The sequence below is a fragment of the Pseudomonas floridensis genome, assembly GCF_002087235.1.
Classification (GTDB): Bacteria; Pseudomonadota; Gammaproteobacteria; order Pseudomonadales; family Pseudomonadaceae; genus Aquipseudomonas; species Aquipseudomonas floridensis.
In genome coordinates this window covers 73,182-79,249 of record NZ_MUIO01000018.1, presented here as the reverse complement: position 1 = coordinate 79,249, position 6,068 = coordinate 73,182, and the positions used below count along the sequence as shown (strand labels likewise).

5 protein-coding genes are annotated in these 6,068 nt (G+C 58.9%); 1 reads left to right on the top strand and 4 read right to left on the bottom strand.

Annotated features, from left to right (window positions below):
• Window positions 1-148 precede the first annotated feature (148 nt).
• Entirely contained in the window at window positions 149-1,957 is a 1,809-nt protein-coding gene (gene oadA, locus BZK31_RS06390) for a sodium-extruding oxaloacetate decarboxylase subunit alpha (RefSeq protein ID WP_083181948.1), read from the bottom strand.
• A gap of 11 nt (window positions 1,958-1,968) precedes the next feature.
• On the bottom strand, window positions 1,969-3,384 hold the full coding sequence (locus BZK31_RS06385) for an acetyl-CoA carboxylase biotin carboxylase subunit (RefSeq protein WP_083181952.1): 1,416 nt from the start codon (window positions 3,382-3,384) through the stop codon (window positions 1,969-1,971).
• A 181-nt stretch (window positions 3,385-3,565) separates the two neighbouring features.
• Between BZK31_RS06385 and BZK31_RS06380 the strand changes: the two genes are divergently transcribed.
• Window positions 3,566-4,516 (top strand): LysR family transcriptional regulator, encoded by a 951-nt coding sequence (locus tag BZK31_RS06380; RefSeq protein ID WP_083181947.1) that lies wholly within the window; start codon window positions 3,566-3,568, stop codon window positions 4,514-4,516.
• Here BZK31_RS06380 and BZK31_RS06375 read toward each other — a convergent pair.
• Together BZK31_RS06375 and hexR are read right to left on the bottom strand one after the other, a co-directional pair.
• Window positions 4,470-4,691, bottom strand: a complete 222-nt coding sequence (locus BZK31_RS06375) for a PA3496 family putative envelope integrity protein (RefSeq protein ID WP_083181946.1) — start codon at window positions 4,689-4,691, stop codon at window positions 4,470-4,472. The two genes, BZK31_RS06380 and BZK31_RS06375, sit on opposite strands and share 47 nt — an antisense overlap.
• 108 nt (window positions 4,692-4,799) lie before the next feature.
• Entirely contained in the window at window positions 4,800-5,666 is an 867-nt protein-coding gene (gene hexR, locus BZK31_RS06370; RefSeq protein WP_083181945.1) for a transcriptional regulator HexR, read from the bottom strand.
• Window positions 5,667-6,068: the final 402 nt, after the last annotated feature.

Here is a 6,068-nt window from a genome sequence, read left to right as displayed (position 1 = left end):
CGGACTTGTCCGCGAAGGGTCCATACTGCCGGCCGCGACATCTGTACAAAAAACGATCAACAACCATGTTCCACACAAAAAAAGGGGAGCCACGAGTGCTCCCCCAGAGGTAAACGGTTCAACTGATCAGAACGACTTCTACGCCCGGTCAGCCTTCTATTTCGATCAGGACTTCGCCCGGATTCACGCGGTCGCCCTTGGCGACGTGGATGGCAACGACCTTGCCGGCAATTGAAGCCTGAACTTCGGTTTCCATCTTCATGGCCTCGGTGATCAGTACGGCTTGACCAACCTTGACCACGTCACCTTCCTTGACCAACACATCGACAATGTTCCCCGGCATGGTGGTGCTGACATCGCCAGGCGCATGAGCTTGTTTACGCTTGCTGGCACCACCACTGACGAATTCGTTGAGCGGCTCGAACACCACTTCTTCCGGCATGCCGTCGATCGACAGGTAGAAGTGCCGCTTGCCCTCGGCCTTGACGCCGACCCCGGTGATGTCCACGCGGTAGGTCTCGCCGTGCACGTCGATGACGAATTCGGTCGGCACGCCCTCTCCACCTGCGCGGGCGACGCTGCCTGCTTCCGGGATTGGCAACAACACTTCAGGCGTCAGGGATCCGGCAGCACGCTCTTCAAGGAACTTGCGACCGATGTCCGGAAACATGGCGAAGGTCAGCACGTCTTCCTCGGATTTCGCCAAGGTGCCGATGTCGGCACGCAACTTGGTCATTTCCGGCTTGAGCAGATCGGCCGGGCGTACGTCGATCAGTTCCTCGTTGCCGATGGCCTGACGACGCAGCTTTTCATCCACCTGCCCCGGCGCCTTGCCATAGCCGCCTTGCAAATAGAGCTTCACTTCGTTGGTGATGGTCTTGTAACGCTCGCCCGCCAACACGTTGAAGAACGCCTGCGTGCCAACGATCTGCGAAGTCGGCGTGACCAGCGGCGGATAGCCCAGGTCCTTGCGCACACGCGGGATCTCGGCGAGCACCTCGTTCATGCGGTTGAGCGCGCCCTGCTCCTTGAGCTGGTTGGCCAGATTGGAAATCATCCCGCCCGGGACCTGATTGACCTGCACACGGGTATCGACGGCAGTGAATTCGCTTTCGAACTGGTGGTACTTCTTGCGCACCGCATAGAAATACAGGCCGATCTCCTGCAGCAATTCCAGATCCAGCCCGGTGTCGAACTCGCTGCCCTTGAGGGCTGCAACCATCGACTCGGTGCCCGGATGGCTGGTGCCCCAGGCGAAGCTGGAAATGGCGGTGTCGATATGATCGGCGCCGTTCTCGATGGCCTTGAGCTGACACATGGCAGCCAGGCCGGCCGTGTCATGGGAATGCACGAACACCGGCAGCGACTGCTCGGCCTTCAGCGCCCGGACCAGTTCGCCGGTAGCGAACGGCGTCAGCAAGCCCGCCATGTCCTTGATCGCGACTGAATCGCAACCCATCGCCTCCATCTGCCGGGCCTGCGCCACGAACGCATCGATGGTATGCACCGGACTGGTGGTGTAGGCGATGGTGCCTTGAGCATGCTTGCCCGCTGCCTTCACCGCTTCGATGGCCACGCGCAGGTTACGCACGTCGTTCATGGCGTCGAAGATGCGGAACACGTCGATGCCGTTGACTGCCGCCTTGGCGACGAAGGCCTTGACCACGTCATCGCTGTAATGGCGATAGCCGAGCAGATTCTGACCGCGCAGCAGCATTTGCAGGCGGGTATTGGGCAATGCCCCGCGCAACTGGCGCAGACGCTCCCACGGGTCTTCCTTCAAGAAGCGCACGCAAGCATCGAACGTCGCGCCGCCCCAGACTTCCAGCGACCAGTAGCCGACCTTGTCGAGCTTTTCGCAGATGGGCAGCATGTCCTCGGTGCGCATACGCGTGGCCAGCAGCGATTGATGAGCGTCACGCAGGATGGTGTCGGTAACGAAGATCTTCTTGGACATTTCAGTATTCCTTACAGGCCTGCGTGGGCGGCAATGGCGGCGGCGATGGCCAGAGCCAGCTCTTCGGGTTTGCGCTTGATCGAGTAGTTGGTCAGCTCGGGATGGCTTTCGACGAAGCTGGTGTTGAACTCACCGCTGCGGAATTCCGGGTTGCGCAGGATTTCCTGATAGTAGGCAGCAGTGGTTTTCACCCCTTGCAGGCGCATGTCATCCAGGGCGCGAAGGCCACGGTCCATCGCTTCTTCCCAGGTCAACGCCCAGACGATCAGCTTCAGGCACATCGAATCGTAGAACGGCGGGATGGTGTAGCCGGTGTAGATCGCCGTGTCGGTACGCACGCCGGGGCCGCCGGGCGCGTAATAGCGGGTGATCTTGCCGAAGCTGGGCAGGAAGTTGTTTTTCGGGTCTTCGGCGTTGATCCGAAACTGCAACGCGAAGCCGCGGTGGATAATGTCTTCCTGCTTGACCGACAGCGGCTGGCCAGACGCAATACGAATCTGCTCGCGAACGATATCGATGCCGGTGATCTCTTCAGTGATGGTGTGCTCCACTTGAACGCGGGTGTTCATCTCCATGAAGTACACCTCGCCATCGGCGAGCAGAAACTCAACGGTGCCGGCGTTTTCGTAACCCACGGCCTTGGCGGCACGCACCGACAAATCACCAATGTAGGCCCGTTGCTCCGGCGTTAGCTGCGGACTGGGAGCGATTTCGATCAGCTTCTGGTTACGGCGCTGGATCGAGCAATCCCGCTCGAACAAATGCACGACATTGCCGAAGCTGTCGCCCAGAATCTGCGCTTCAATGTGTTTGGGATTGACGATGCACTTTTCCAGAAAGACTTCGGCCGAACCAAACGCTTTGGTCGCTTCGGAAATGACTCGGGGAAAGGCCTGCTCCAGTTCGTCGCGGCTGTTGCAACGACGAATGCCGCGACCACCACCGCCGGATGTGGCCTTGAGCATGACCGGGTAACCGATGCGATCCCCTTCGATCAACGCTTCATGGATGTCGGCCACGTTGCCTTCGGTGCCCGGTGTAACGGGCACACCGGCCTTGATCATGCTGCGGCGCGCTTCGGTCTTGTCGCCCATGCGGCGAATGACTTCCGCAGACGGACCGATAAATTTGATCCCGCGTTCGACACAGATGTCTGCCAGTTCGGCGTTTTCAGAAAGAAAACCATAACCGGGATGCAATGCATCACAGCCGGTTTCTACAGCGAGATTGACCAGCTTGCGCGGGTTCAGATAACCGGCCAGCGGTTCGGCACCAATGCTATAGGCTTCGTCAGCGCGTTTGACATGCAGAGCATGGCGGTCGGCATCGGAAAAGATCGCCACCGAGCGAATGCCCATTTCGGCGCAAGCGCGCACGATACGAACGGCAATCTCTCCGCGATTGGCAATCAAAATTTTTGTTATCACTGGCGTTCCCTCGACCTTAAGGACCAACGTCACGGCTGCTTTTTTGTAACCGGGCATGTGACTCAATGCCGCAGGGACACCCTATGCCTGAACGACAATTAATAAAAATGAGTAAAAATTGGGTTACACATAAGTAAAAGCTTATAATCAGCACTCAATCGATGTCCGGGAGCCAGAAACCATGCGTAAGTCATTGATGCGGATGACATTGCGTCAATTGCGCATTTTCAATGAGGTATGCGACCTGCGCTCTTACAGCCGGGCGGCCGAGGAAATGGCGCTGACCCAGCCTGCCGTCAGCCTGCAGATTCGTCAGCTTGAGGAGCTGGTTGGTCAGCCGCTGTTCGAATACGTCGGCAAGAAGCTCTACCTGACTGAGGCCGCCGAAGCTTTGCAAGCCGCCAGCCGCGACATTTTCGGACGGCTGGAAAACCTCGATATGCAGCTCTCGGACATGCAGGGCTCTCTGCAAGGCCAACTGAAACTGGCCATCGAGTCGAGCTGCAAGTACTTCATCCCGCACCTGTTCGCTGCATTCAAGCGCCAGTACCCGGAAGTCAGCCTGAACCTGACGGTGGTCAACCGCGCGCTGGTTATCCGCCGCATGTCGGACAACCGTGATGATCTGGTGGTGATGTCGATGGTGCCGCAGGACATGGGCCTGGAATTTCTACCCTTTCTCAACAACCCCATCGTTGCCGTGGCACCGCCGGACCACCCACTGTGCCGCCAGGCGTCATTGAGCCTTAAGGATCTGGAACCGTGGCCTTTGCTGACACGCGAACCGGGCTCCGGTACGCGCAGGGCCTGCGAGGAGTATTTCAAGGAAAAGCGCGTGCATTTCACACAGACCAGCGAAGTGTCATCGAGCGAAGCACAGCGCGAATGCGTGGTCGCCGGGCTGGGCCTGGCGCTCCTGACCCGACATGCGGTCTGTCAGGAGCTGGCCAGCGGCGCTTTGGTCGAGCTGCCCGTGGCGGAACTGCCGTTATATCGAAGCTGGTGCGTGGTGCAGGCCAGGGACAAACGCCTGTCCCCGGTGGCCCACGCTTTTCTGGCATTCATTCGTACCGAACGGGCGCAGATCAGCCAGCTTGTCGAACGCTTCGACGGCCGTCCTCGGACGGTGTGACGGTTTGCCAGACGGTGCCGGTCGCGCCGTCCAGATAGTCGCAAAGATCCTGGTTGAGCTGACGCGCCTCACAGTAGCTCTCGATGGCGCGACGAAACTCCATGCGGCGTTGATCTTCCTGCTGACGGCGGGTTTTCACGGTGCTGTTGGGTAAATCGTCGTAGTGCCGAGCCATGTCCTGTCTCCCAATACGTTTTGTGGGAGCACCAGAATGGAGCGTTCCGGTGACAATCACGCGGCACGAAAGTGACAGAACGATGAAATTTTGCCCGCGCGAGGTCGCTCAGTCTTCGTGGGTCTTGATCGACTTGGGCGACAGACGCAGGCTGCGCAGACTGCGTTTGACGCTCTTGAGGTGATTGACCAGGCTTGGGCCACGAGCCATGGCTACGCCCATCGCCAGCACATCGATCACGACCAGGTGCGCGATGCGCGAGGTCAGCGGGGTATAGATTTCGGTGTCTTCATGGACATCGATGGCCAGATTGACCGAGGACAGCTCGGCGAGCGGCGTCTGGCTCGGGCACAGGGTAATCAGCGTTGCACCGCTTTCACGGACCATGTTGGCGGTAATCAGCAGATCCTTGGAGCGCCCGGACTGGGAGATGCACACCGCGACATCCGTCGGCTTGAGTGTCGCCGCCGACATCGCCTGCATGTGCGGATCGGAATACGCCGCCGCAGTCAGCAGCAAGCGGAAGAACTTGTGCTGGGCATCCGCCGCCACCGCACCCGACGCACCAAACCCGTAAAACTCGACCCGATTGGCGCCGGCCATGGCCGTGACGGCCTGTTGCAGGGCGTGAGGATCGAGGTTCTCGCGCACTTCCATAAGGGTGTGCAGCGTGGTGTCGAAAATCTTCAGGCTGTAGTCGGCGACCGAGTCGTCTTCATGAATCGCAAATTGCCCGAAACTCGCGCCCGCCGCCAGGCTCTGCGCCAGCTTGAGCTTGAGGTCCTGAAATCCGCTGCAACCAATGGCGCGACAGAAGCGCACGATGGTCGGCTCGCTGATCCCGACGCTGTGCGCCAGATCAGCCATGGAACTGTGCATCACAGCCGCAGGGTCGAGCAGCACATGGTCGGCTACCTTGAGCTCCGATTTGCGCAGCAGGTGACGGGACTGGGCGATGTGTTGCAGCAGATTCAAAAGGCAGACTCGGCAATGAAGCGGTGGGCGGGTTGTAGCTTTCTTGTAGTTATACTACATGACCTGCAAGACGCACAGTTAAACGAACGTGGAACGTCATTCGCGGCGCTTGAGCAGGCAAATCATAAAAATATGTGGGAATAATCCTACATCAGTCGAAATATCCCGTGCAGCTCACACTGATTAAAGCAGTCTTCCGCAAATGCCAGCGTCTCCACCAACCTGCCGACCCGTCGACAGGTGCATGTGACCAGACGACTGCCCCGCCCCACCGCAAAAAATAAGCTCTGCTGCACGTAATACGTCATTCACTTGGCAGCGGCGCAGCACCTGGAGCCGAACTGGCTGAATGACCAGTCGTCAGCGCCAACGACTTTTTATTGCCTGACGCAAAGCATGGTT